General features: G+C 39.5%; 2 protein-coding genes. Both read right to left on the reverse strand.

What is annotated here, in order from left to right; genetic code table 11:
• A partial coding sequence (locus tag E5342_RS18890; RefSeq protein ID WP_210434985.1) for a phage integrase SAM-like domain and Arm DNA-binding domain-containing protein occupies window positions 1-814 on the reverse strand: 814 nt, incomplete at its 3' end.
• A 597-nt stretch (window positions 815-1,411) separates the two neighbouring features.
• Entirely contained in the window at window positions 1,412-1,852 is a 441-nt protein-coding gene (locus E5342_RS18895) for a DUF6078 family protein (protein ID WP_008773634.1), read from the reverse strand.
• Window positions 1,853-2,129: the final 277 nt, after the last annotated feature.

The raw sequence follows: 2,129 nt of genomic DNA on the forward strand, positions 1-2,129 counted from the left end.
TATTAGTTTGCAATTTATTGATAATCAAGCATACATTAGTTAGTGCAACAAATGTCATGCAGGAAAATATGAAGACATCACGCACCAGATTCATATTGTCTTTTGGCAAGGGAGTCGTGAGAATCAGATTGAATTCCTTTTCGGACAGGCATTTGGCGACAAGAGGCTCTGTCAGATACTTGTAATCCATGAACGGGTCTTGTTTGATGAGTCCGTTATCCATTGCGGACTTGATTACTAGATGCAGACGTGCCATAATATTGACAATGGTATTGCAGGTCATCTTCAAGTCGGCACGGAGGTACAAGTCGAATGCTTTCACAAATGTCGGGTTCAAGGATTGGAACGCCATATCCCTTACCTTGTATTTCTTTTGAAGAAAATTCTTTAGATGGTTCAGTGCCACACAATACCGTTTATAGGTGTCGATGGAACGGTTGACACCCACTTTCTTGTAGAATTTCTCATTGAGAAGTTCGTAATGCTTGACCAGCGTGTCTTGCTCGGATGCGATTCCTTGAAAAGCGTTTTTTACATCGACGGCAAGGACATTGTCGCTTTTCAGTTGCAGATCTTTGTATGCGGAATGTATGGCCACACATAATTTGTCCAGTTCTGCATTGGCGTTTAATGCCGCCTTGCTTTTCCCTTTTACCCTGCCGGACTTTACATCCCACAACTTTTCCTGAATATACACTTTGGCACTGAACTGTACCATTGATGTTCCGATTCGTATCCGTCCCAAAACAGGGACTGTTCCATCGGCTCTCGTTTCCTTTTTCTTTAGATAGAAAGTCACTTTTAATTCATTCATAATCAGCTCTATTTTTTAATTGCAAATTTACATGCGTTAGAGCTAATCATTGGTATGCAAAAGACTGACAATCGGTGAAATAGAATCTCATAAAGAGAAAATTTCATGCCGTTCTACGAAAAATCACCCACGTATCGTTGAAATCCCGTTGCTTTCAGGTAGTTCCAGCCTTAAAAGCAGGTGTTTCCGGATACTTAAACAGGTAATGTATTCGTAACGGAACACTTTCACATTTATGTCATTTTTTGCATTTCAGCCACTTGTTTTGAATGGGAAGAATATAGAAGACTGCACTGCTTGTCAGATAGTTATGCAAATCGGTAAAAGTTTGCGTTTTGGATATACGATTTGCAAACGTAATTTCCGCCCAAATATGCTTTTCCCTGCTTTCTTTTCCTACCTTGCTAAAAAATATGTTTTATAACTATTTGATTTTTAGCATAGTTACGTTATCTTTGCGCATCTTTTTGAAATACTAAGTTACATTAGGGGAAAACTTTTGTTTCTTCCTAAAGAAACTTTTGTTTCCTCTAGGAGAAACTTTTGTTTTCCCTAAGAGAAACTCTTTGTTCTCCTAAGGGAAACTCTTATCAGCTCTTATCCCTTCGTCCATCGGTAGCCACTCTGCCAAGCATCAAAGACTGGTTCATCCTCTACTCCGTACGCCCGAAAGACCTGACGGATATACTGTTGGTCTTCGGGCGAGAAGGTTCTTTCCTTGCGCTTAAACTGATAAAACTTATTCTTACCGTATGTCATCAACAGACGTTGCTTGATGCGTTTCGCCTCCAGATAAGGTATCTGGTCTAATAGGTGATCCATGCCAACAGCGTATTGCACGGGAGTATCCGCCATGAAAGCCGCACACTTTCCGGTAGGACTGGTACGTGCGGGATTCACGATGCTCACCGCCCAAAGCGTATCGGGGATAAAACGGACGATTTGATGCCGCAAGCAGCGGTTGGCGTTCTTACAATTTTCATTAAAACAATGTACAAAGCCTGTCGGCACCATAGCGTAATCGAGTTTTTCTATCATATCTTTTAGATTTTCAGTATTCTTCAAATATAACACTTTTTTCCTTCACACGAAAAGAAAATTGTATGAAAATCAATAATAAATGGTAGATATTGAATAATAATTGTAGATGTTTGGAGATCTACAACCTATAGGTAATATTCTTATTTACAGAGAGTACACAACAGAGTGGTAGATATTGTAGATGTTTTTATAAATTCAATGCTATAAGGATAAGAAAATTATTGCTGTCCGATAAAATTCAGAAAACGCGATACAGTATGGCTCGAACGCAGAT

Source organism: Parabacteroides distasonis (genome assembly GCF_004793765.1).
Lineage (GTDB): Bacteria > Bacteroidota > Bacteroidia > Bacteroidales > Tannerellaceae > Parabacteroides > Parabacteroides distasonis_A.